This window comes from Aminobacter sp. MDW-2 (assembly GCF_014250155.1).
GTDB lineage: Bacteria > Pseudomonadota > Alphaproteobacteria > Rhizobiales > Rhizobiaceae > Aminobacter > Aminobacter ciceronei.
Window position 1 is genome coordinate 757,501 of sequence record NZ_CP060197.1, and the last position, 22,441, is coordinate 779,941.

At 63.9% G+C, this 22,441-nt stretch carries 16 protein-coding genes (1 of these 16 cut by a window edge); 6 read left to right on the forward strand and 10 right to left on the reverse strand.

Features of this window, described 5'->3' with window-relative positions; all coding sequences use genetic code 11:
• Together H5P29_RS03705 and H5P29_RS03710 are read right to left on the reverse strand one after the other, a co-directional pair.
• Nucleotides 1–3,706, reverse strand: partial view of a hydantoinase B/oxoprolinase family protein gene (locus tag H5P29_RS03705; protein ID WP_067955481.1) — the 5' portion only. It extends 62 nt beyond the left edge of the window; 3,706 of the gene's 3,768 nt are visible here — the first part of the coding sequence; its start codon is at nt 3,704–3,706; its stop codon lies beyond the left edge, outside the window.
• Between the two features lie 121 nt (nt 3,707–3,827).
• Complete coding sequence (locus tag H5P29_RS03710; protein WP_067955483.1) at nt 3,828–4,409, reverse strand: helix-turn-helix domain-containing protein; 582 nt, start codon at nt 4,407–4,409, stop codon at nt 3,828–3,830.
• A 150-nt stretch (nt 4,410–4,559) separates the two neighbouring features.
• Between H5P29_RS03710 and H5P29_RS03715 the strand changes: the two genes are divergently transcribed.
• Both H5P29_RS03715 and tdh read left to right on the forward strand, forming a co-directional pair.
• On the forward strand, nt 4,560–5,762 hold the full coding sequence (locus H5P29_RS03715; RefSeq protein WP_154385207.1) for a glycine C-acetyltransferase: 1,203 nt from the start codon (nt 4,560–4,562) through the stop codon (nt 5,760–5,762).
• A gap of 17 nt (nt 5,763–5,779) precedes the next feature.
• Nucleotides 5,780–6,802 carry an L-threonine 3-dehydrogenase gene (gene tdh, locus H5P29_RS03720; protein WP_067955487.1) on the forward strand — a complete coding sequence of 341 codons (1,023 nt, stop codon included), beginning with the start codon at nt 5,780–5,782 and terminating at the stop codon, nt 6,800–6,802.
• 338 nt (nt 6,803–7,140) lie between these two features.
• Here the strand turns inward: tdh and H5P29_RS03725 are convergent, their stop codons facing one another.
• The 6 genes from H5P29_RS03725 to H5P29_RS03750 are packed head-to-tail and all read right to left on the reverse strand — an operon-like array spanning nt 7,141 to nt 13,585.
• The gene (locus H5P29_RS03725; RefSeq protein WP_067955489.1) at nt 7,141–8,229 is read right to left on the reverse strand and encodes a sugar phosphate isomerase/epimerase; all 1,089 of its coding nucleotides are present in this window, start codon (nt 8,227–8,229) and stop codon (nt 7,141–7,143) included.
• Nucleotides 8,230–8,249: 20 nt separating this feature from the next.
• Complete coding sequence (locus tag H5P29_RS03730; RefSeq protein ID WP_067955490.1) at nt 8,250–9,068, reverse strand: ATP-binding cassette domain-containing protein; 819 nt, start codon at nt 9,066–9,068, stop codon at nt 8,250–8,252.
• 2 nt (nt 9,069–9,070) lie between these two features.
• The gene (locus tag H5P29_RS03735) at nt 9,071–10,084 is read right to left on the reverse strand and encodes an ABC transporter ATP-binding protein (protein WP_067965851.1); all 1,014 of its coding nucleotides are present in this window, start codon (nt 10,082–10,084) and stop codon (nt 9,071–9,073) included.
• A 19-nt stretch (nt 10,085–10,103) separates the two neighbouring features.
• Nucleotides 10,104–10,955 (reverse strand): ABC transporter permease, encoded by an 852-nt coding sequence (locus H5P29_RS03740; RefSeq protein ID WP_067955492.1) that lies wholly within the window; start codon nt 10,953–10,955, stop codon nt 10,104–10,106.
• The gene (locus H5P29_RS03745; RefSeq protein ID WP_067955494.1) at nt 10,952–11,995 is read right to left on the reverse strand and encodes an ABC transporter permease; all 1,044 of its coding nucleotides are present in this window, start codon (nt 11,993–11,995) and stop codon (nt 10,952–10,954) included. The genes H5P29_RS03740 and H5P29_RS03745 overlap by 4 nt, the downstream gene beginning before the upstream one ends.
• Nucleotides 11,996–12,007: 12 nt before the next feature.
• Nucleotides 12,008–13,585, reverse strand: a complete 1,578-nt coding sequence (locus H5P29_RS03750) for an ABC transporter substrate-binding protein (protein ID WP_067955496.1) — start codon at nt 13,583–13,585, stop codon at nt 12,008–12,010.
• A gap of 476 nt (nt 13,586–14,061) precedes the next feature.
• Between H5P29_RS03750 and H5P29_RS03755 the strand changes: the two genes are divergently transcribed.
• Both H5P29_RS03755 and H5P29_RS03760 read left to right on the forward strand, forming a co-directional pair.
• Nucleotides 14,062–14,826: an aspartate/glutamate racemase family protein gene (locus H5P29_RS03755; RefSeq protein WP_067955498.1), complete on the forward strand. Its 765-nt coding sequence runs from the start codon at nt 14,062–14,064 to the stop codon at nt 14,824–14,826.
• A 314-nt stretch (nt 14,827–15,140) separates the two neighbouring features.
• A complete protein-coding gene (locus H5P29_RS03760; protein WP_067955500.1) occupies nt 15,141–15,851 on the forward strand; it encodes a GntR family transcriptional regulator in 711 nt (236 codons plus the stop codon).
• Nucleotides 15,852–15,924: 73 nt separating this feature from the next.
• Here the strand turns inward: H5P29_RS03760 and puuE are convergent, their stop codons facing one another.
• Together puuE and H5P29_RS03770 are read right to left on the reverse strand one after the other, a co-directional pair.
• Entirely contained in the window at nt 15,925–17,331 is a 1,407-nt protein-coding gene (gene puuE, locus H5P29_RS03765; RefSeq protein WP_067955501.1) for an allantoinase PuuE, read from the reverse strand.
• Between the two features lie 131 nt (nt 17,332–17,462).
• Nucleotides 17,463–18,395 (reverse strand): sugar phosphate isomerase/epimerase, encoded by a 933-nt coding sequence (locus H5P29_RS03770; protein WP_067955504.1) that lies wholly within the window; start codon nt 18,393–18,395, stop codon nt 17,463–17,465.
• A 183-nt stretch (nt 18,396–18,578) separates the two neighbouring features.
• On the opposite strand from H5P29_RS03770, the gene H5P29_RS03775 reads away from it, so the two are divergent.
• Entirely contained in the window at nt 18,579–20,756 is a 2,178-nt protein-coding gene (locus tag H5P29_RS03775) for a malate synthase G (protein ID WP_154385208.1), read from the forward strand.
• A gap of 128 nt (nt 20,757–20,884) precedes the next feature.
• The gene (locus tag H5P29_RS03780; protein WP_067955507.1) at nt 20,885–22,441 is read left to right on the forward strand and encodes a VOC family protein; all 1,557 of its coding nucleotides are present in this window, start codon (nt 20,885–20,887) and stop codon (nt 22,439–22,441) included.

Genomic DNA, 22,441 nt, shown 5'->3' on the forward strand with positions numbered 1-22,441 from the left:
GCACGGTCTGGTCGCAGGCCTTGAGCATGTCGATCGTGCCGTCGTTGCGACGGACCTTGGTCGCTCCTTTCTGGCCTTCGCCGCCGCCGTCCAGCCCGAGCGGCGGACGCGAGCGGTGCGAAGAGAGAATCGAGCACTCCATTTTCTCGAGGAAGCGGATCGTGCGCTTGGTGCCGTCGCCACCTGGCCAGCGACCCTTGCCGCCCGAGCCCTCGCGAATACGGAAGTCCTCGAGCAAGACAGGGAAACGCAGCTCGAGGATCTCGGGGTCGGTCAGGCGCGAATTGGTCATGTGGGTGTGGACACCCGACGTGCCGGCAAAGCCACGCCCGTCGTTCATGCGGCCGGCGGGCGAACCGGAGCAGATCGTCTCATAATATTGGTAGGTGGCGTTGCCGAAGGTGAGATTGTTCATCGTGCCTTGCGCATTGGCGAGCGCGCCCATGGCGCCGAAGATCGCGTTGGTGACGTGCTGCGAGGTCTCGACATTGCCGGCGACGACGGCGGCCGGATAGGACGGGCGCAGCATCGAACCGTCGGGGATGATAATGTCGATCGGCCGGAGACAGCCGGCATTCATCGGGATGTTGTCCTCGACCATGACGCGGAAGGCATAAAGCACGGCGGCGCGGGCCACCGGCTCGGGCGCATTGAAGTTGTTCTTCATCACAGGCGAGGTGCCGGTGAAGTCGACAGTCGCCTTGCGCTCGGCCCGGTCGATGGAGATCCTGACCTTGATGACCTGGCCGGTGTCGGTCGGGTATTCGTACTCAGCATGGTCAGGCAGGCGGTCGAGCACGCGGCGCACGCTTTCGGCGGCGTTGTCCTGGACATGGCCCATATAGGCTTCAACGACGTCGAGGCCGAAATGACCGACCATCTTCCTGAGTTCGGCCACGCCCTTTTCATTGGCGGCGATCTGGGCCTTGAGGTCGGCAATGTTCTGCTGCGGGTTGCGGGCGGGATAGGCGTGGTCGGTCAGCAGACGGTGGAGTTCATTTTCGCGGAACGTGCCGCGCTCGACGAGACGGAAATTGTCGAACAGCACGCCTTCTTCGTCGACAGTCGTTGCCAACGGGGTCATCGAGCCGGGTGCAGTGCCGCCGACATCGGCGTGATGGCCACGCGCGGCGACCCAAAAGAGGATCTTTCGTGACTGGCTGCTCTCCCCCCTTGCGGGGGAGAGCCCTTCCTCGTCGAACACCGGCGTGACCACCGTAATGTCTGGCAGATGGGTGCCGCCATTGTAAGGAGCGTTCAGCGCGAAGACGTCGCCGGGATGGATGTCGCCCTCGTTGAGACGGTTGATGGTTTCGACCGAGCGATCCATCGAGCCGAGATGCACCGGCATGTGGGGTGCGTTGGCGACCAGCGCCCCCGTGCGGTCGAAGACGGCACAGGAGAAGTCGAGCCGCTCCTTGATGTTGACCGAATAGGCAGTGTTCTGCAGCGTCACGCCCATCTGCTCGGCGATCGACATGAACAGGTTGTTGAACACCTCGAGCATGACGGGATCTGCGGCGGTGCCGATGGCGGCGCGACGCTGCTTTTTCTCGACGCGCCGCATGACGACGTGGTTGCGGGCGCTGATCTCCGCGGTCCAGCCGGGTTCGACAACGATTGTCTGGTGGCTCTCTATGATAAGGGCAGGACCTGGGACCTTGTGGCCGGGCCTCATGCCAGCCCGGCGGAAGGCACCGGCCTCATGCCAGGCGCCTTCGGTGAATATCTTTCTCGTCTCGGCGGTGGTGGCCGGCTTTTCTTCAAGCAGGGTCTCCTGTTCCGAGAGCCCGCGGGCGCTGCCGTCGCGACCCTCCAACACCACCGCTTCGACCACGGTCGGCTTGTCTTTATATATGAAGCCAAACTGCGCCTTGTGGGCAGCCTCGAAGGCAGCCTTGGCCACGGCGATCGAGCCGTGCTCGAAGCCGACCGGCAGGGCGGTGTCGGTGCCGTCGTAGCGGATATGCAGGACAGGCCGCAGGGCGACATCGTCTTCGGCGATGGCCTGACCGGCGAGCTCAGTCAGCACCTCGGCGCGCAGATTGCCGATCAAGGCCTCGATCTCGGCGCGCGATTCCTCGGCCAGCGGCTTGAGCAGCGCCTGCTGCCGCGAGGCGAAGACAGACGACAGGCCGATGCCATAAGCCGACAGCAGGCCGGAGAAGGGGTGGATCAGCACCGCCTCCATGCCGAGTGCGTCGGCCACCAGGCAGGCATGTTGGCCGCCGGCGCCGCCGAAGCAGTTGAGCAGATACTCCGTGACATCGTAGCCGCGCTGGACCGAGATCTTCTTAATGGCGTTGGCCATGTTCTCAACGGCGATGGTGACGAAACCCTCGGCGACCGCCTCGGGGCTGCGGCCATCGCCGATCTCTTCGGCGAGCGCCGCAAACTTCTTGCGTACGACGCGAGCGTCGAGCGGCTGGTCTTGCGCAGGGCCGAAAATAGCCGGAAAGAAATCGGGCTGCAGCTTGCCGAGCATGACATTGGCGTCGGTGACGGCGAGCGGGCCGCCGCGGCGGTAGCAGGCGGGACCGGGATTGGCGCCGGCGGAATCCGGCCCGGCGCGGAAGCGGCCAGCCTCGAAATGCAACACCGAGCCGCCACCGGCGGCAACTGTGTGGATGCGCATCATCGGGGCGCGGACACGCACGCCGGCGACCTCGGTGTCGAAGCTGCGCTCGTATTCGCCGTCATAATGGGCGACGTCGGTCGAGGTGCCGCCCATGTCGAAACCGATGACCTTGTCGAAACCGGCAAGCCTGGCCGTCTCGACCATGCCGACGACGCCGCCTGCGGGGCCTGACAAAAGCGCATCCTTGCCCTGGAACAGCTCGGCGGCGGTAAGGCCGCCGGAGGACATCATGAACATGAGGCGAGGGTTTTTGCCGTCCCCCTTGTGGGCAGGGTCGGGGCGCAGCACCGGGGCGGAGGCAGACTTCGTCGCACTGTCACCCCCACCCCGTCCGTCTTCGCCGTCCGACCCTGCCCACAAGGGGGACGGCAAAACGCCCAATTCCCCTGCCACCTGCCGGACATAGCGCGACAGGATCGGCGACAGATAGGCATCAACGACAGTCGTATCCCCACGCCCGACCAACTTGATCAGTGGCGAAACCTCGTGGCTGACCGACACCTGGGAGAACCCACATTTGCGGCAAACGGCGGCGACGGCGCGTTCGTGTTCGGGGAACTTCCAGGCATGCATGAAGACGATGGCGACGGCATCGATGCCGTCGGCCCTGGCTTGCAGCAGCTGCGGCTTGATCTCCGCGATATCGAGAAGGCGCTCGACGGTACCGTCGACCCGCACCCGCTCGTCGACCTCGACGACACGTTCATAGAGTTGCTCGGGCAGGATGATTTCCTTGGCGAAGATGTCCGGCCGAGCCTGGTAGGCGATGCGCAGGGCATCGCGGAACCCCTTGGTGATGAGAAGAAGGACGCGGTCGCCCTTGCGTTCGAGCAGCGCATTGGTGGCAACTGTCGTGCCCATCCTGATGTCACCGATGCTGCCGGGCGGAATGGCCGCTCCTGGCGTCAGGTCGAGCAGGTCGCGGATACCCTGGATGGCAGCATCGCGATAGGCCTCGGGATTTTCCGACAGCAACTTGCGGGGGTGGAGGCGACCATCAGGGTCGCGCCCGATGACGTCGGTGAAGGTGCCGCCACGGTCGACCCAGAAATCCCACCTGCCGGACATGACGCTCTCCCTTTTCGCGGTCGCGGCGCGTCGACGAACGGTGCCGCTTGGCTGGGAGGAAGCGGCAGGCTTGCTGCCCCGTCAAGAGCAGAAAATCCGCGCCAGTCCGTGCCTGATGGGATTAGTTGTCCTGGTCGTACAGAACCACCATCAGCGCTCGGGCGGTTTCCGAGCCGCTATTGGCAATTTCGTGGGATACGTCGGCGCGATAGCGCGCCGTCTCGCCTGTCTTCAGCGCCTGCCGTCCCAGCTCGGTTTCCACCGATAGGCCGTCAGTGTTGGCAGTCAGATGCTCGAAGGTGCCGGGCGCATGCGGCGCGCTTTGCAGCTTGCAGCCAGGCGCGATCTCGACCTCGTACCATTCGATACGGCCGGCCAGGGCCGGCGAACTCAGGATACGCAGCCGCCAAGCCCCGTCAGGGCTCTTGATTTCAGGTGTCAGCGCCAGCGTCACCAGTTCGATGGCCTCTGCCTTACGCTGGTGGGTGATGCCGCCCGCGATGAGCTGGGAAAAATCGATGCCGAGGGCCTGGGTCAGCGACCACAGAACGGCGAATGTCGGGTTGGCCTCGCCGCGCTCGATCTGCGACAGCATTGAGCGCGAAACGCCCGAAATCGCCGCAAGCCGGTCGAGCGTCAGGTGGCGCTCCTTGCGTTCCTTCTGGATTACCGGGCCGATCTTCGGCGCGTCGTTCACTTCCATGTCGCCTCCCCCAAAAGCGGCCCACTGATAGCACCGGCTTGGCCGTCCTGCGAGGCATTTGCGTCTGGTTCGCTGGCCCAACAGGATTCCACTAGACTTGCTACTATATCCATTATATCGGAATTTCCACCTTAATGGATGGAGAGACCGTTGAACCAGGATTTCCTTTCCCACATCTCGAACGTTCTCCAGGGCATCGAGGCCGACGGCCTCTACAAGCGTGAGCGCCATATCTCCGGCATGCAGGCCGGCCGTATCAAGGTGAAGGGTCCGGATGGCGAACGCCAGATGGTCAATCTCTGCGCCAACAACTATCTCGGCCTCGCCGACAATGCCGATATCCGCAGGGCGGCGGCAACTGCTCTCGACGAGTTTGGCTTCGGCATGGCCTCGGTGCGCTTCATCTGCGGCACCCAGACGCTGCACCGCGAGCTCGAGCACGCCATATCAGACTATCTCGGCAAGGACGATGCGATCCTGTTCGCTGCCTGCTTCGACGCCAATGGAGCGCTGTTCGAGCCGTTGCTCGGCGCCGAGGACGCCATCATCTCCGACAGTCTGAACCATGCCTCGATCATCGACGGCGTCAGGCTCTCCAAGGCCAAGCGGTTCCGCTACGCCCAGGGCGACATGGACGACCTGGAGACCCAACTCAAGCAGGCCGCAGTTGACGGCGCGCGCTTCAAGCTGGTCGTCACCGACGGCGTGTTCTCGATGGACGGCCACGTCGCCAAGCTCAAGCAGATCTGCGATCTCGCCGAGCGCTATGGCGCCATCGTCGCCGTCGACGATTGTCATGCCACCGGCCATATCGGCGAAGAAGGCCGCGGCACGCCGGCGCTGACGGGCGTCGGCAACCGCGTCGACATCGTCACCGGAACGCTGGGCAAGACGCTGGGCGGCGCGATGGGCGGCTTCATCGCGGCGTCGCAGCCGATCATCGACCTGCTGCGCCAGCGCGCCCGTCCTTACCTCTTCTCCAACAGCCTGGCGCCAGCCGTTGCCGCCGGCTCGCTGAAGGCGATCGAGATCGCGCGTAGCGCCGACGATCTGCGTGCAAAACTCGGCCGCCACGCCACACGCTTCCGCGATGGCCTGATCGAGGCCGGCTTCACGCTGCTTCCCGGCGAGACGCCGATCATCCCGGTCATGCTGGGTGATGCGGTGCTGGCGCAGCGAATGGCCAAGGCGCTCGACGAGCGCGGCGTCTATGTCGCCGGCTTCTTTTATCCCGTGGTGCCTCAAGGCAAGGCGCGCATCCGCACCCAGATGTCGGCAGCGCTCGACGAGCAGGACATCACCTTCGCCATCGACGCCTTTGCCGACGCCGGCAAGTCGCTCGGCATCATCTGAGTTTCAGGAGTTTTCCCATGCGCGCACTGGTCAAGGCCAAGGCTGAACCCGGCATCTGGATGGAAGACCGGCCCGTACCGGAAGTCGGCCCCGACGACGTGCTGATCAAGGTCAACAAGACAGGCATCTGCGGCACCGACATCCACATCTACAAGTGGGACGAATGGGCGGCCAAGACCGTGCCGGTATCGATGATAACCGGCCACGAATATGCCGGCGAGATCGTCGAGCTGGGTTCGCATGTGCGCGGCTTCAAGGTCGGTCAGCGCGTGTCGGGCGAAGGCCATGTCATCGGTATGCGCAGCCGCGCCAGCCGCGCCGGCCGCTACCATCTCGATCCGGAGACCCAAGGCATCGGCGTCAACCTGCCCGGCGCCTTCGCCGAATATGTCCGCATCCCCGCCTTCAACGTGGTGCCGCTGCCCGACACCATCGACGACGAGCTCGGCGCCATCCTCGACCCGCTCGGCAACGCCGTACATACGGCGCTGTCCTTTGACGTTGCCGGCGAGGACGTGCTGATCACCGGCGCCGGCCCGATCGGCATCATGGGTGCTGCGGTGGCGCGGCATTGCGGCGCGCGCCATGTCGTCATCACCGACGTCAACCCCAAGCGCCTCGAACTCGCCACCCAGGTCGCCGACGTCACGCCCGTCAACGTCGCCGAGGAAGACCTGCGCGACGCCATGGCGCGGCTACGCATGCGCGAAGGCTTCGACGTCGGCTTCGAGATGAGCGGCTCGCCCGCCGCCTTCGACCAGCTGATCGAACACACGCTGATGGGCGGCCGTATCGCGCTGCTCGGCGTGCCGGCAAAGCCGTTCCCGATCGATCTTTCCAAGATCGTCTTCAAGATGATCACGCTGAAGGGCATCTATGGCCGCGAGATGTTCGAGACCTGGCACAAGATGCTGGCGATGCTGGAAAGCGGCCTCGACATCCGCAAGGTGATCACTAGCCGCATGAAGGCCGACGACTACCAGGCCGCCTTCCATAACGCCGCCAATGGCGAAGCGGGGAAGATCGTGCTCGAGTGGTAGGCTACTACACGCCTGCTGAAGACAAAAAGGGCCGCGCCGACTGCGCGGCCTTTTTGTTGGGGCACGTTCGCAAGCGATTGACGTGTTCGCCCAGCAACCCCTCTCCGCCTCGCTGCGCTCGGCACCTCTCCCCAAAGGGGCGAGGAACCCAGGTTCTGAACGCTCAACGAGACTTCGGATACGTGCCAGCGCCTGTCCAGCTTGGGTTCCTCGCCCCTCTGGGGAGAGGTGGCCCGAAGGGCCGGAGAGGGGTTTGATGACAAACAGTCAGCGGCAAAAAGAAAAACCCGCGGAAGCTGCCTTCCGCGGGTTTTGCCGTTCGCAGTCGATAAACCGGCCTACGCCGCCTTCTGCAGTGGCAGGCCGAGCTCCTGGCAGATGCCCCTGACGTGGGCGGCACTTGTCTTGATGTAGTCGACCGTCTCGGCATAGTGGTAGTTCTTCACAGCCCAGGCAGCGAAGCTTTCGCGGTCCAGGACCTCGCCGCTGGCGATGCGGGCAGCGTAGTCCTGCACCATCTTCATATAGTCGGCATACTCCTCGACACTGAGGTCGGGGTGGCCTTCGAGCCATTTGGGATCGGCGATCTCGATGATCATCTTGGGCGGGTTGCGCGGCCGGTCCGAGAAAGATTCGTAGTTTTCGATCGACAGGTTGAGACCGGGATTGGCGGCGGCCAGGATCGGCATGATGGCGCGGAAATCGACGACGCCGCCGCCGCAAGGGCGCATCTGGAAATCGAGCACCTCGCCATCATAGGCAATCAGCGCGTCCTTGATGTGGGACTGGCGTACATAAGGCGCCACGCGCCTGGCCGCCCAGACCGGGTGCTCGGCGCGCTGCAGCACGTTGGCCGTGTCGAAGACGATGCCCGTCGTATCCGGCCCGACTTCCTCGACCAGCCGCACCAGTTCGAAGGAGGTGATCTCTTCATGCGTCTCGAGGTTCAGATGGATGCCGAGGTCGCGAGAGATCGGCGCGAGCTTCTTGAGGAAGCGCGCGGTGGCGTCGAGCTGCTCTTGCCAGGTCACGTCGGTGCGGAAACGGTCGTAGGCGAAGCGGCCGGTATAGGCCGGCTTGTAGTTGGCGGTCGCCACCCAGAGTTCGCGGCAGTCGATGGCGGCACAGGCCTCCATCATGCGGCGGAAGCCGAGCACGATGTCGCCGTCGCCGATGAGGCGCAGTTCGGGCGCCTCGGGGGTGGCATAAGGATTGACCTTGCCGAGGCCGGTTTCGAGATACATGCCGAGTTCGTCGGCGCGCTGTTTGATCTCGCCGAGATAGCCGGCATCCAGCGTCGGGCTCATGTCGAGCACGGTGCGGAAGAACAGGCCCTCCATGCCCAGCTCCTTGGCATGATCGAAGCTGGCCACAGGTCCGCGCTTGGTGGCTTCGGGAATCTTGCGGCCATCGACACCGATACGCATCGGCAGTCTCCTTGGTAATGTCAGTTTGCGGTTTCGAGGCGGCGCGCTGCACGGCGGGCGCGGCCGGCGACGGGATCGGGTACCGGCACCGCCGCCAGCAGCGACTGGGTGTACGGCATGCGGGGGTTGCCGAAGATTTCGTCGCGCGAACCCTGCTCGACGACCTTGCCCTTGTGCAGCACGACGATCTTTTCGCAGAGATGGCGGACAACCGCCAAGTCGTGCGCAACGAAGACGATGGCGAGGTTCAGCTTCTTCTGCATGTCCTGCAGCAGGTTGATGACCTGCGCCTGCACCGACACGTCGAGGGCCGCCACCGGCTCGTCGCAGACGAGGATGCGCGGGCGGATGACAAGCGCGCGCGCAATGGCGATGCGTTGGCGCTGGCCACCGGAGAAGGAGCGCGTGTAGCGGTCCATGTCGTTGGGGTTGAGGCCGACCATGTCCATGATCTCGGCGACCCGCTTGCGGCGTGCAGCCGCCGTCGGCTCGAGCTTGTGGATCAAAAGTCCCTCGCCGATCAGCTCCTCGACCGTCATGCGCGGGTTGAGGCTGCCATAGGGGTCCTGGAACACCATCTGCACTTCGCGGCGGAAACGCCTGAGCTCCTCGCCCTTGGCATGGATGACGTCGATGCCGTCATATGTGATCGCACCGTCTTCCGGCTTGATCAGCGCCAGCATGCATTTGGCGATCGTCGACTTGCCGGATCCCGATTCACCAACGAGGCCGATGGCCTCGCCGGCGTCGATGTTGAGCGTGACGTCGTGCAGCACCTTGGCCGGCGGGTTGGGGAAGGCATTGTATGACTTGCTGATGCTGTCGATGGACATGAGCATGGTCAGGCGCCCTTTCTGTCATGCTGGTGGCCGTCATGCAGGTGGCAGGCGACGCGCGACAGACCGACCGGCAATAGCATGGGCAGGTCCTTGTCGCAGCGTTCGAAGCGCTGATCGCAGCGCGGATGGAATGGGCAACCGCCCGGCCGCGCCAGTGGTGGCGGCGGCGCACCTGGGATGGCGTAGAGCGTGTTGAGATCCTGGTCGATGCGCGGCACCGCCTTGATCAGCCCTTGTGTGTAGGGATGGCTCGGCTTGGCGAATACGCTCGCAACTTCGCCATCCTCGACGATGCGGCCCGAATACATGACCATCACCCGTTCGGCGAAACCGGCGACGACTCCGAGGTCATGGGTGATGAACAGCACTGCCAGACCACGGCGCGTCGACACGTCGTCGAGCAGGTCGAGCACCTGGTCCTGCACGCGCACGTCGAGCGCCGTCGTCGGTTCGTCGGCGATCAGCAGGCGCGGCTCGCCGACCAGCGCCATCGCCAGCACGACGCGCTGGCGCATGCCGCCGGAGAACTCGTGCGGATAGGCATCGAGGCGTTGGGCGGCGCGGTCGACGCCGAGCTCATCGAGCACGGCGAGCGCCCGCTTGCGCGCCTCGGCCTTGCCGATGCCTCGGATGCGCAGCGTCTCGGCGACCTGGTCGCCGATGGTCATCAGCGGATCGAGGAAGCTCATCGGATCCTGAAAGACCATGGCAATGGAGCTGCCGCGCAGCCTGCCCATGTCACGGTCCGACAGTTTGAGCAGGTCGGTGCCGTCGAAGTCGACCCGGCCGGACAGCCTGGCGAGGCGGTCGAGCCGCATCAACGCGCGTGCCGTCAGCGACTTGCCCGAGCCGGACTCGCCGACCAAGGCGACGCGCTCGCCGACACCGATGCTGAAATCGACGCCATCGACGATGCGGACGCTCGCGCCGCTGCGGCCAAGCGGCATGTCGACTGTCAGCTTGTCGACGGTGACGAGAGGCGGACGAAGCGGGGTAACAGTGGACTGGTCGGGCATGGGGTGCACGGTCCTCATCTCAGTTGCCCCTCAAGGACGGATCGCGACGGACCTGGATGATGTCGCCGAGCAGGCCGAAGGCGATCGAGGTAATGGCAACCGCCGCACCGGGAGCGACGACGGTCCACCAGGCGGTCGAGACATAGCCGCGGGCGGCGGCGATGGTGGCGCCCCATTCGGCGCTCGGCGGCTGGGCGCCGACGCCGATGAAGGACAGGCTCGCCAGCACCAGCACCGTCGTGCCGATGTCGCCGGCCCATTTGACGATCAAGACGTCGAGCGAATTGGGCAGCACATGCTTGGTCATCAGCCGCCACTTCGACACGCCCAGCACCTGGGCGCCGGCGACGAAGGGCTGCTCCATGGTCTGGCGCATGATGCCGCGCAGCATGCGGGCGGTGATCGGCCAGCCCGTTATGGCCATGGCGATGATCGCCGAGCGCAGGCTGGCGCCCATGGCGGCGGCGAAGCCGAGCGCCACGATCATGCCGGGCAGTGCCAGGCCGATGTCGGTGATGCGCATCAGGCCCTCGTCGAGCCAGCGCGGACCGGCGGCAGCGACTGTGGCAAGCGTGACGCCGATCAGCGAATAGAGCGTTACCACCAGGAAGGCCGAGAGCAGGGTCGTCTGGGCACCGACGATGAGGCGCCAGAACACGTCGCGGCCCTGGTCGTCGGTGCCGAACCAGTTGGCCGCACTCGGCGGCATCAGTGAGTTGGCGATGTCGGAATTGTAGATGCTGTCCGGCGCCAGGAACGGACCGAAGACGGCGATCACCAGCAGCGCGATGACAAGCGTGAAGACGAAGATCTCGAAGGCACTGAAGCCTTCCTTGCGGCGGGTAGTTGCCGGCTGGGCGATGGCGGTCATTGGCCCTGGCTCCCCAGTTGTGCGGCGCGAATGCGCGGGTCGACAAGAAGCTGGAGGATGTCGACGATCAGGTTGACGAGGCAGACGACGGTGCCGATGAACATCACCGACCCCAGCACGGCGAAGGCGTCCTTCTGGGCGACGGCATTGAACATGTAGGCCCCGATGCCCTGGCGAGCGAAGACGGTCTCGACCAGCACTGCCGAGCCGATCATCGCGCCGGCCTGGGTGCCCGAAAGGGTCAGCACCGGGTTGAGGCTGTTGGGCAAGGCGTGGCGCACCAACATATGGCGGGCGGTGGCGCCCTTGGCGCGCACGGCCATGATGAAGTCCGAGCGTAGTACACCGAGCAAGGCGGCCCGCAACGTGCGGAAAATCTGGGTAGCGAACAGCGCCGCCAGCACGGCCGCCGGCAGGATGATGTGGTGCAGCGTATCGAAGAAGCCGGCAAAATTCCCGGCGATCAGGGCATCGACGGTCGGCGCACCAGTGACGACAGGCGAGTTCATGCCATAGCCCTGCTGGCCCGAGATCGGCACCACGCGCCAGACGCTGCCCAGCACATATTGCAGCACCAGCGCGAGCCAGAAGGCGGGCATGCCGCCGAGCATGACGGCGGTGACGCGGCTGGTCGTGTCGAAGACGCCACCCTGGCGGTAGGCGGCAATGATGCCGGCCGGGATGGCGACCGCCAGATTGAGCAGCATGGCAACGAAGACGAGCTCCAGCGTGCTCGGCAGCACCTTTTCGAGATCGGCCAGAACAGGCTGTAGGGTAACGATCGACGTACCCAGGTCGCCGCGCAGGAGGCGACCCAGGAAGCTCAGATATTGCATGATGACCGGGGCATCGAGCCCCAGCCTTTCACGCACCGCCTCGATCTGGGCGGCGGAGGCGTCCGCGCCGGCGGCCATCTGGGCCTCGTCGCCGGGCATCAGCTTGATCATCAGGAAGACCAGCGAGGCCAATCCCCAAAGGGTCAACAGTGTCAGGCCCAGACGTCGGCCGAGGAACCAGGAATAGGCGCGGAACGCGAGCATCTCAGACCTCGCTTACGGCTTGGCGAGCCGGAAGTCCGCCGGCTCGGCGGGCGTGGCGAGCATGCTGGCCTTGAGGTCTGCAAGCGTGCCGACACGGTAGGCGGCTGGCTTGTAGACACCATACATGTCGACCATCACGGAGTCATTGTCGAGAATGGTCTGGACCTGCTTGTAGATGTCGCAACGCTTGGCTTCGTCGGCGGTGGCAAGGGCCGTGTCGAGCAGCTTGTCGACCTCGGGATTGGCATAGCCGGTACGGTTGGTGCCGATCGCATCCGACTTGTAGCCCTTGACCAGCATGATGCCGGCTTCCGGGAACTGGGCGAAGTCCTCGAGCAGCATCATCTGCGGGATCGAATTCGGATCCTTCAGGCTGGCGAGATAGTTCGGGAAGGCGATCGGCTCGAGTTCGAGCTCGACGCCGATCTCGCGCAGGTTGGATTGGAACAGCGTCGCTTCCTGCTTCTGCAGCTCGAACACCGGCTGGAAGTTCATCTTGAGCTTAAGATTGGCCGCGCCTGCTTCGGCGAGCATCGCCTTGGCGGCGTCGAGATCGCGCTTCACCTCTGGCAGTTCAGGACGGCAGTCGAGGCGGGCCGGCAGCGGCCCATTGGCGATCTTACCGTTGCCGCCACGGATGCCACGCAGACCGCCGGCATAGTCGTAGACCATGCGCAGCGCCTTGCGTACCTTGGGATCGGCGGTCGGACCGACCTTGGTGTTGAACAACACTTCCGTCTGGTAGCTGGTGTTGATCGGCACAACCTTCAGCGCCGGGTCGGTGGCCATGGCGGCGGCATCGCGGTCGGCAAAGCCGAAGGCGACGTCGATGTTGCCGGCGCGGAGTTCGTCGCGGCGCGTCGAGCTTTCGTCGATGCGGCGGAAGACGATGGATTCGGGGCGGCCGGCTTCGACTGCCCAGTAGCCGGGGAACAGGTCGATCACCACGGCCTGCGACTGGTCGCCCAGCACGTAGGCGCCGGAGCCGGCATCATGCGCCTGGAGCCAACCCTGGCCGTCATCGGCGCCCTTGTTGGCTTCAACCAGTGCCGAATTCAGGATGTAGACCTTGCTAAGCGACGGCAGGAACAGCGTGTTCGGCTTGGACAGGTTGATGGTCAGATGGGTGTCGTCGGTGATGGTGGTCGAATCATAGCCATCGATCAGCGAGGCGACGCCGGTGCCGAGGCGCTTCAACCTTTCGAGCGTGTAGGCGACGTCCTTGGCAGTCAGCGCCGTGCCGTCATGGAACTTCACATCGGGACGCAGCGTAAACGTGATCGACTTGGCGTCATCGGCATAGGCGTATTCTGTCGCCAGCGAGCCGACGAGCTTGGTGTCGTCGTAAGTCACCAGCGTATCGTAGACGGCGCTGATGATGGTGTTGGTCTGGTTGTAGTCGGCGCGCAATGGGTCGAGCGTGTTGATCTGGCCACCGAGGCCGACAATGATCGTGTGCTCGCGATCCGCGGCAATGGCCGCCGAGCCGCCGAAACCGATCGCCACGGCAAGGGCCGCGCCCCCGACTGTCGCCAGAAACTGTCGCCGGCTGCCTGACAGCGCGGAGAAGGCCGAGAAGAAAGCATGCATGATTGTCGCTCCCATATGCTGAGTTAACTCTGCCTTTTCGCAAAGGCGCTCCCATCACTTTTGTATCCGATTTTTCCCCCAATGGATACATAAATGTTGCGTGATGTGTGCACACGGCAACAGCTTCAGCCTTCGCAAATAAAATTGAATAAAAACGGTTACTTAAGATGCCATCCGGAAGACCTCTGCGCCCGCCTCGTGAAAAATGCGTTCCTCGGTGCAGCCGCGATGATGGATCCAACCCGGTATCGATCTGTCATTTTTCATCCGACAAGATGCCGGTTTCGCGGGCAGATTGCTCGTCTTCTGGGCAGAACTGCATCCAATTTTTGGATACAAACTTTACATCTTATCTGATACAATGGTATCAGACCGAGCTGAGGATGCTTCGCAAAAGGCGTCCGCGTCCCGACTCTCAAACCATCGTGCTGTTGCGCGAGGGGCGGAAGCAAAGACCGTGATATCAAAGGAATTCGATGCGCCGCCAGCCTCGCCTGCTCGTCATCAACCCCAACACCTCGACCGGCGTCAGCCAGGTCATCGACGCACTCGTGCGCGAAGAGGTGGCGGGCGCCGCAGAGGTGCAGACCGTCACCGCCAGTTTCGGCTTCAGCTACATCTCGACCCGTGTCGCGGTTTCGATCGCCGCGCACGCCGTGCTTGACGCAGCCGCCAAGGCCATTGGTGAGGGTGCGAGGCCCGACGCAATCGTACTCGCCTGCTTTGGCGACCCCGGCCGCGAGGCGCTCGCCGAGATGACCAGGCTGCCGGTGATCGGATTTGCCGAAGCCGGCCTGCTGGCCGCAGCGGCTATGCCGGGAACCTCGCTCGTTTCGACCAACGGCATGGTCTGGTGTGAAATGCTCGGCGAACTGGTGCTGAAACTCGGCCTCGGCGACAAGATAGCCGGTATCCGGTCCATCGAGTCTGTGGCCGACGATGCACGATCCATCGCCAGCTTCCTGGCGATGGAAGCCAAGGCACTCGGGGCTGAACGTGTCGTCTTGGGCGGCGCCGGGCTGATCCCTGTTTTGGCCGAGGTCATCGCGGCTGCGGAAGTGCCGGTTGTCGACCCCCACCGCATCGCCATCGGCAAGGCGCTACGCCTGGCGGCAGACCCACAGCCGGCTGCGGCGGATGCACCCGCGCCTGCGACCGAAACCTTCGGCCTGTCGCCCTTCCTGAAGCAGGCACTGGGCCAGCCAGCACCCCAACTGCAGCGTCGGAGCGGCGGGAGCTGAGCGACTGCCGATCAGACGAAAATCAGCTCATTTTCAAATCGTATTCAAAAGTCCTTACGATTGCGCGCAATAGTTTTCGCTATTGTATTAGAAAACATGTGCTAGAGTGGCCGCAATGTAAACAAGGCGCCTGCGCTGGCTTGCAGCGGAGGGAATTCGGCGGCAATGGCACGCCCGCTGCGTCGTACGACACCGGCTAATATAAAACGAATAACGAAGCAAGGCTTGCATTCCTCTTGTCTTCCGCCGTGCGCCGATGCATCTGAGACGTAGCATTGTTGCGCGCTGCCTGTACAACTCTGGCTGGTGAGGGAATGGCGAAAGCTGCGAATACTGATCTCGACGAGAAAGCCGGATCGAAGATCGATGCGATCTATCAAGCTCTGTTCAAGGCCATTCTGGCGCGTGAACTGACACCCGGCACAAAGCTCAGCGAAGAATCGATCGGCGCGCTGTTTTCTGTCAGCCGCACCATCGTGCGCGCCGCGCTCAACCGCCTGCACACCGAATCACTGGTCGAGTTCCGGCAGAATCGCGGCGCCTTCGTTGCCAGCACGACACCCGACGAGGCACGCCAGGTGTTCGAGGCGCGCAATGCCATCGAACGCGAGATCTTTTCCAAGCTGGCGACCGTCGTCACCGACAAGCAGATCGCAATGCTGGAACAGCATCTGGAAAAGGAACACAGCATCCGCCACGCCGGCGACCATACGGCGGCGATCGTCGCCTCCGGCGAGTTTCATCTGCTCGCCGCACAGATGGCCGGCAACGAGGTGCTCGCCGGTTTCCTCAAATCGCTGATCTCGCGGACGTCGCTGATCCTCGCCCAGCACAGCACACATCAGGAAACCGACTGCAGCGTCGACGAACATGTGGCGATTCTGCAGGCGCTAAAGGCCCGCGATCCCAAGGCCAGCGCCGACGCGATCATCGAGCATCTGCAGCAGGTGTTCGAGCAGGCCAATATCGGCCAGACCAAGCGCACCAAGCGCAACCTCAGCGAAATCCTGTCGCGTTACGCCTGAGGCAAATCGGCATTCTCGACGCGTCGCTCGAAACCCGCTTGCGGGTCTCGAGCGACGTGTTCGCCATAGATCCCTAGGCCGAGAACCGTGCCTCGACCTGAATCTCCGCCAGCCGCTCGACCTCGCCATAGGTGACGGCCAGTTCGGTGTCGCGGTCCGTCTCGATCCGCGCGCCCAGCGAAGCCAGTAGGGATGCGGTGGTGTAGTTGCGCACGACAAAGATGGCGCCGAAGCCAAATTTTTCCTCATAGGCGCCGAGCAGTTCCAGCAGCAACTGCTGCTGGCCGGCGGTCATGGCGTCGAGGCTCTCTGCGTCCTTCTCGTCGGCGACAATCCTTGCGGCCTTGATGCGCGGATCGAGTGGCGTGTAGGCCTTCACCACCTCGAATTTCTCGGCCTCGTCGGCAGCACGGAACTGGGTACGCAGTGCAAAGAACAGGCCATAGGGGCTATCATTGACAGGCGCCAGCTCGCCATCGAAGGCGCGTTCGGCCAGCACTTCTCCATTGCGGAAGCATTGACCGAAGGTCTCGACAAACCCAACCTTGTCCATCTTCGACGGCACCAGCTTCGGCTTCACATAGGGATGTTCCTTTGCCCAATGCCGGGCGATGTCGATGCGGCGGGCGATCCAGACCTTGTCGTGGCTCTGTACATGTTCGATGAAGCGCTTGAGTGCCGCGATACGGCCGGCGCGACCGACGAGGCGGCAATGCAGGCCGATCGAAAACATCTTCGGCCGGCCGGCCGCCCCTTCGGCATAGAGATAGTCGAAGGTGTCCTTGAGATAGGCGAAGAACTGGTCGCCTGAATTGAAGCCGTTCGGCGTGCCGAAGCGCATGTCGTTGGCTTCGAGCGTGTAGGGGATGATCAGTTGCGCGCGGCCCTGATGCTCGCGCCAGTAGGGCAGGTCGTCGTCATAGGTGTCGGAGACGTAGGCGAAGCCGCCCTCCTCGGAGACCAGGTCAACGGTGTTGACCGAGCAGCGGCCGGTGTACCAGCCGGTGGGGCGCTCGCCGGTGGCCAGCGCGTGCAGGCGGATCGCTTCCTTTATCTGGGCACGCTCCTCATCGGCCGGCATGTCCTTGTGCTCGACCCATTTGTAGCCATGGCTGGCGATTTCCCAATCGGCCTGCTGCATGGCGCGCAACTGTTCAGGTGCGCGCATCAGCGCGGTTGCGACGCCATAGACAGTGACCGGCACGTCGAGGTCGGTGAACAGACGATGCAGCCGCCAGAATCCGGCGCGGGCGCCATATTCGTAGACCGACTCCATGTTCCAGTGGCGCTGGCCCGGCCACTGCGCAGCACCCGGGATTTCCGACAGAAAGGCCTCGCTCGCGGCATCGCCATGCAGGATGTTGTTTTCGCCGCCTTCCTCGTAGTTGAGCACGAACTGCACGGCAACATTGGCGCCGCCTGGCCAGTTGGCATGGGGCGGGTTCTCGCCGTAGCCGCGCATGTCGCGTGGGTATCGCATGAAGGCCTCCTCGGATGCGCGGTCGCTTCCCGCGCGAATGACTGTGTGTTGACGTCCGACGTCGCGGCATAAGCCCGGCGCCTCATATTCGGTTCACTGTGAAAATCGTATCCAATAATTCGGCGAAAGGACTATGGCAGGCCTCTACGCAACGCCTGTGTCAGCCGCGCGACAGGCGCCGCCTGGTCCCACGGCACCTGGCGCGTTCCAAACTTCGCTGCCATCGCCAGCACCGAGGCAAATTCTTCGACGGCAACCGGCGGCTGGTTCTTGAGCCAGTGCCGGTCGAACACCGGCATGGCGAACTGGCCGGCATGCATCTCGATCCAGACTTTCGCGTCGGGCAGCAACGGCCTGATACCATTCCAGTCGACAAAACCTTCGCCGAGCGGTGCCAGAAAGCGTCGGATACCGTTCTCCTGGAAGCGCATGACGGCATCGTCGACATAAAGCTGAGTGGCATATGGCGCAACACGCCGGGCCGCCGCGACAGGATCTTCCAACCGGCAGAGCACGTTGACCGGGTCGAAGGCCACACCGAGCACATCGGCCCCGATCCTTTCGACCAGCGCCACAATCTCTGATGTTGCTATTTCCTCATGCGTTTTGAGCAGCAGCTTCGAGCCATTCCGGCGCAGGGCCGGAGCGCAGCGGCAAAGCAGCTCAGCTACGCCGTCGAGCTGGGCCTGCCAGCTCACATCGGCCTCGAAGCGATCCTCGATCATGCCGATGATGAAGAACATGTCGCGGATGTCGATGCCGGCGGCGAGCTCGACCAGTCTCTCGATACCTGCCTGCATGTCGCCGCCACCGGCGTCGACGATTGGCTGGCTGCGGGCGGGCAGCGCCGGATTGACGATGCCGAGCATCGACGAGATTTCCAGGCCCAAGCGGTTCGCCTCGGCGCGGGCGGCGGCCAATTCTGCCGGATCGAGCGTCGGGCTGACGTCGAAGAGTGAGTTGAACAGCAGCCCCTGCAGCCCCAGCTTCGCGGCGGCCTGCAGCGCCTCGACAGCAGTGAGGTTCCTACCGCCCGGCAATGAACTCTTGATGATGCCGATCATACTGACGCCTCGCCGGAAAAATGGTGCGCAGCAGCCATCTGGGCGCGTCGGACAGCGGCCAGCCTGGCAGCCCAAGCACTTGGATACTATCCTGTATCAAAAAATCCTTGTCAATGGATACAATCGCTGTCATCAGCATCAAACGGAGTTGCCGCGCCTCGCGCGTATCGAAGGAGCCATCCCATGACCCAGACCTATGAAAGCGTCGCCGGCCTTTCAGTCCACCCGGCGCTGCGCGCCTTCGTCGAGCAGGAGGTGCTGCCCGGCGCCCGGCTTGAACCAGCCGCTTTCTGGAGCGGGCTTGCGGAGATCATTCGCGACCTCGCGCCCCGGCATCACGAACTGCTCGCCATTCGCGACGAACTGCAGGGGAAGATCGATGCCTGGCATCTGGAGCACAAGGGCAAGCCGCATGACGGCACCGCCTACGAGCAATTCCTGCGTGACATCGGCTATCTGGTGCCGGCACCTGCCGCCGACGCCTACCAGGTGGCGACCAAGAACGTCGACGCCGAGATCGGCACCATCGCCGGCCCCCAGCTGGTGGTGCCGCTGTCCAATGCCCGCTACGCGCTGAATGCCGCCAATGCGCGCTGGGGTTCGCTCTATGACGCGCTCTACGGCACCGATGCCATTCCCGCGACCGGTGGCGCCGAAAAGAGCAAGGCGTTCAACCCGGCCCGTGCCAGGCTGGTCATCGCCCGTGTCCGCGAATTCCTCGATCAGGTCGTGCCGCTGGCTGCCGGCCGCCATGCCGACGCTGTCGGCTACATCGTCGAGCACGGCAAGCTGCAGGTGACCTTGGCCGACGGCAAGAAGATCGGCCTTCGTTCGCCCAGCCAGTTTGCCGGCTTCACCGGCCCGCGCCATGAGCCGAGAAGCGTGCTCCTGGTCAATAACGGCCTGCATATGGAGCTGGTGCTCGACCGCGAGCATCAGGTCGGCGCGCTCGACGCCGCCGGCATATCAGACGTGGTCATCGAGGCGGCGATCTCGATCATCATGGATCTCGAGGATGCGGTTTCATCAGTCGACGCCGAAGACAAGATTGTCGTCTACCGCAACTGGCAGCGCCTGATGGACGGCAGCCTGAGCTCGGAATTTGTCCGGGACGGCAAGACCGTCACCCGCAAGCTGGTCGAAGACCGGGTCTTCACCGCACCCGGCGGCGGCACGCTTGTGCTGCATGGCCGTTCGACAATGCTGGTGCGCAATGTCGGCCACCACATGTTCACAGACGCCGTGCTCGACGCGGCCGGCAAGCCGGTGCCCGAGGCAATCCTCGACGCGGCGATCACCGTTGCCAGTGCGGCACAAGACATCCGCGGCGAAAATGCCATACGCAACAGCCGCACCGGTTCGGTCTATGTCGTGAAGCCGAAAATGCACGGCCCCGACGAGGTCGGCCTCTCCGACCTGTTGTTCAAGCGCATCGAGGAGCTCGTCGGCCTGCCCAAATACACGATGAAGATCGGCGTCATGGACGAGGAGCGCCGCACATCAGTCAACCTCGCCGCCTGCATGTCCAAGGTGCGCGACCGCACGGTGTTCATCAACACCGGCTTCCTCGACCGCACCGGCGACGAGATCCACACCTCGATGGAAGCCGGCCCGATGATGCGTAAGGCCGAGATGGCAAGCGCCACCTGGCTGAAGGCCTATGAGGCGAACAGTGTCGATGTCGGCATTGCCCGCAACCTTCCCGGCCGCGCCCAGATTGGCAAGGGCATGTGGGCGGCCCCCGACCAGATGGCCGGCCTGCTCGACAAGAAGATCGCCCATCCGCTGGCCGGTGCCAGCACCGCCTGGGTGCCGACACCGACGGCAGCCGTGCTGCATGCCATGCATTATCACCTCGTCGACGTCGCGGCAGTCCAGGACGAACTGCGCGGCAGGGAGCATGCCTCGCTGACCGATCTGCTGACCATTCCGCTGGCGACCCGCAGCTACAGCGCCGACGAGATCAAGGCCGAGCTCGAAAACAACCTGCAGGGCCTGCTCGGTTACATCGTGCGCTGGGTCGGCCAGGGCGTTGGCGTGTCGACCGTACCCGACCTCGACGATGTAAGGCTGATGGAAGATCGCGCGACGCTGCGCATCTCTTCCCAGCACGTCGCCAACTGGCTGCGCCACGGCATCGTCGGCGAGACGGAGGTGCGCGAAACGATGCGGCGCATGGCAGCCGTCGTCGACAGGCAGAACGCCGAGACCGAAGGCTACAAGCCGCTGGCACCGGGCTTCGACAGCCCTGCCTTCAAGGCCGCCGAGGACCTTGTCTTCAACGGCCGTACGCAGTCGAGCGGGTACACCGAGCATGTGCTCCATATCAGGCGTCGCGAGACCAAGGCGCTGTCGGCCTGAGGCCTTCGACATCGAGATTGGAAGGCCCCGCTTGTCGGGGCCTTTCTTTTCCCCCAGTCGAACATCGGTTGCACCGACTGCCCGGCTGAGGGAATGTCGGCCGAAAGCAAATCGGCCGGAGGTGCATCATGGGCGCAGGCATCCATCACATCACGCTCATCACCCGCAAGGTGCAGGCCAATGTCGACTTCTATGTCGGTTTCCTCGGGCTCCGGCTGGTCAAGCAGACCGGCGGTTATGAAGACGCGACGCAGCTTCACCTGTTCTATGGCGATGGCGCAGCCAAGCCGGGAACGTTGATCACCTTCCTCGTCTGGGAGGACGGCGGACCCGGCCGCATCGGCCACGGCCAGGCGAGCGAGATATCGCTCGCCATCGATCCGGCCAGCATAGGGTTCTGGCTGACGCGGGCGCTATCGCATCACATCGAGATTTCGGGCCCGATGGAAGAGATGGGCGAGCCGACGCTCAGGCTGAAAGACCCCGACGGAGTGATCGTCAAGTTGGTTGGGGTGGCAGGCTTCCCTGCCCCGGTGGATTGGGACGGTTCGAGCGTTCCGGTCGAGCACGCCATCCGCCGCATCCGCGGCGCCACCATCATGACCGAGGTGCCCGAGCTGACCGAAAGTTTCATTGCCAAGCATTTTGGCTATCGGCCCCAGACGAGCACCGAGTTCATCCGCCGGCTGATTTCCGACTCCGGCGACGTTGTCGATATCCGCGACGCCAAGGGTTTCTGGTCGAGCGCGCCGGGTACCGGCACCATCGACCACATAGCCTTCCGTGCCCAAGACGTCGCCGAGGTCGAACGGGTGCATGGCGAATTGGGCTCCAGCAATTCCTCGATCACCAACGTGCATGACCGCAAGTATTTCTACTCGCTCTATGTGCGCGAACCGGGCGGCACGCTGATCGAGCTGGCGACCGATGCGCCCGGAATGGCGGTGGACGAAGCCCTGGACGAACTCGGCACGCATCTGTTCGTGCCGCCCGACCGCGCCGACAAGATCGATGAGCTGAAGACGATGCTGCCGCAATTCGCCTGGCCGGGCGAGGAGCGCGTCATCTATCGCGAACTGCCTTTCGTGCACCGCTTCTATACGCCCGAAAATGCAGATGGCACGACGATCGTGCTGCTGCACGGCTCGGGCGGCAACGAGACCAGCCTTCTCCCCTTCGCCGCCAAGGCCGCGCCGAATGCCACCCTGCTGGCACTGCGTGGCCGCGCCACCGACGAAGGCGCACCACGCTGGTTTCGCCGCTTCTCGGCCAACAAATTCGACCAGGCCGACATCAGGTCGGAGGCCAAGGCGCTGGTCGCCTTCGTGGAGGGAGCCATCGAGGCTTACCGGCTCGATCCGGCAAAGCTAGTGTTTCTTGGGCACTCCAACGGCGCCAACATGCTGGCTGCCGCCATGCTGTTGCATCCTGGCGCCATCAGGCGGGCGGCGCTGCTGCGCGCAGCGATGGTGCTGGAACAACCGCCGGCGGCCGACCTGTCGGATACCGAGGTGCTGTCGATCGCGGGCGACGTCGACGTGTTCAGCAGCTTCGGCCCCGAACTCGCCGACCTGCTGCGCGACGCCGGCGCCGAGGTCGATGCCCGCACCATATCCTCAGGCCACGCTTTCGAGGCGGCCGATATCGAGATCGTCAGAGACTGGCTGGCCGCTCGCAATCTCTAA

Coding starts and splice junctions, on each gene's coding strand:
- H5P29_RS03780 (WP_067955507.1), top strand. CDS start 20,885: ATGGGCGCAGGCATCCATCACATCACGCTCATCACCCGCAAGGTGCAG.
- H5P29_RS03735 (WP_067965851.1), bottom strand. CDS start 10,084: ATGCCCGACCAGTCCACTGTTACCCCGCTTCGTCCGCCTCTCGTCACC.
- H5P29_RS03745 (WP_067955494.1), bottom strand. CDS start 11,995: ATGCTCGCGTTCCGCGCCTATTCCTGGTTCCTCGGCCGACGTCTGGGC.
- H5P29_RS03740 (WP_067955492.1), bottom strand. CDS start 10,955: ATGACCGCCATCGCCCAGCCGGCAACTACCCGCCGCAAGGAAGGCTTC.
- H5P29_RS03730 (WP_067955490.1), bottom strand. CDS start 9,068: ATGCTCATGTCCATCGACAGCATCAGCAAGTCATACAATGCCTTCCCC.
- H5P29_RS03725 (WP_067955489.1), bottom strand. CDS start 8,229: ATGCGTATCGGTGTCGATGGCCGCAAGATTCCCGAAGCCACCAAGCGC.
- H5P29_RS03760 (WP_067955500.1), top strand. CDS start 15,141: ATGGCGAAAGCTGCGAATACTGATCTCGACGAGAAAGCCGGATCGAAG.
- puuE (WP_067955501.1), bottom strand. CDS start 17,331: ATGCGATACCCACGCGACATGCGCGGCTACGGCGAGAACCCGCCCCAT.
- H5P29_RS03750 (WP_067955496.1), bottom strand. CDS start 13,585: ATGCATGCTTTCTTCTCGGCCTTCTCCGCGCTGTCAGGCAGCCGGCGA.
- H5P29_RS03770 (WP_067955504.1), bottom strand. CDS start 18,395: ATGATCGGCATCATCAAGAGTTCATTGCCGGGCGGTAGGAACCTCACT.
- tdh (WP_067955487.1), top strand. CDS start 5,780: ATGCGCGCACTGGTCAAGGCCAAGGCTGAACCCGGCATCTGGATGGAA.
- H5P29_RS03710 (WP_067955483.1), bottom strand. CDS start 4,409: ATGGAAGTGAACGACGCGCCGAAGATCGGCCCGGTAATCCAGAAGGAA.
- H5P29_RS03775 (WP_154385208.1), top strand. CDS start 18,579: ATGACCCAGACCTATGAAAGCGTCGCCGGCCTTTCAGTCCACCCGGCG.
- H5P29_RS03755 (WP_067955498.1), top strand. CDS start 14,062: ATGCGCCGCCAGCCTCGCCTGCTCGTCATCAACCCCAACACCTCGACC.